The organism is Nocardioides humilatus, from assembly GCF_008373755.1.
In the GTDB taxonomy this organism is placed as follows: Bacteria; Actinomycetota; Actinomycetes; order Propionibacteriales; family Nocardioidaceae; genus Nocardioides; species Nocardioides humilatus.
Genome location: NZ_VUJV01000066.1, coordinates 1 through 483, shown reverse-complemented (window position 1 = coordinate 483; position 483 = coordinate 1). Strand labels below are relative to the sequence as shown.

Genomic DNA, 483 nt, shown 5'->3' with positions numbered 1-483 from the left:
CCTGCAGACCATTGGAATCACTTACGTGCTGAGCAGGATCATCAATCATGAAGGTCCTTATAGTTTTGAGCTGTGTACTCGTGGCCGTACTTGCTGATGATAAGTACACTGACAAATATGACAAAATTAACTTGCAAGAAATTTTGGAGAACAAGAGGCTCCTGGAGTCGTATATGGATTGCGTGCTCGGCAAGGGCAAGTGTACTCCCGAAGGGAAGGAACTGAAAGATCATCTTCAAGAAGCTCTAGAGACTGGTTGCGAGAAATGCACTGAAGCCCAAGAAAAGGGCGCTGAAACTAGTATTGATTATTTAATCAAGAATGAACTGGAAATTTGGAAGGAGCTGACAGCCCATTTCGACCCCGACGGCAAATGGAGGAAGAAGTACGAAGACCGCGCTAAGGCCAAGGGCATCGTCATCCCTGAATAAAACTTCAATAAAGTTGAACACTAACTAGAATTTTAATTCAACAACGGAATCC

The 483-nt window shown here is 43.9% G+C and carries 1 protein-coding gene; it reads left to right on the top strand.

What is annotated here, in order from left to right; all coding sequences use genetic code 11:
• The first annotated feature begins 47 nt into the window (after window positions 1-47).
• Entirely contained in the window at window positions 48-431 is a 384-nt protein-coding gene (locus F0U44_RS24020; protein ID WP_149730592.1) for a 4CSP family protein, read from the top strand.
• The last annotated feature ends 52 nt before the right edge of the window (window positions 432-483 follow it).

Excerpts from the sequence above, each read along its gene's own strand:
- F0U44_RS24020 (WP_149730592.1), top strand. The coding sequence starts at position 48 with ATGAAGGTCCTTATAGTTTTGAGCTGTGTACTCGTGGCCGTACTTGCT.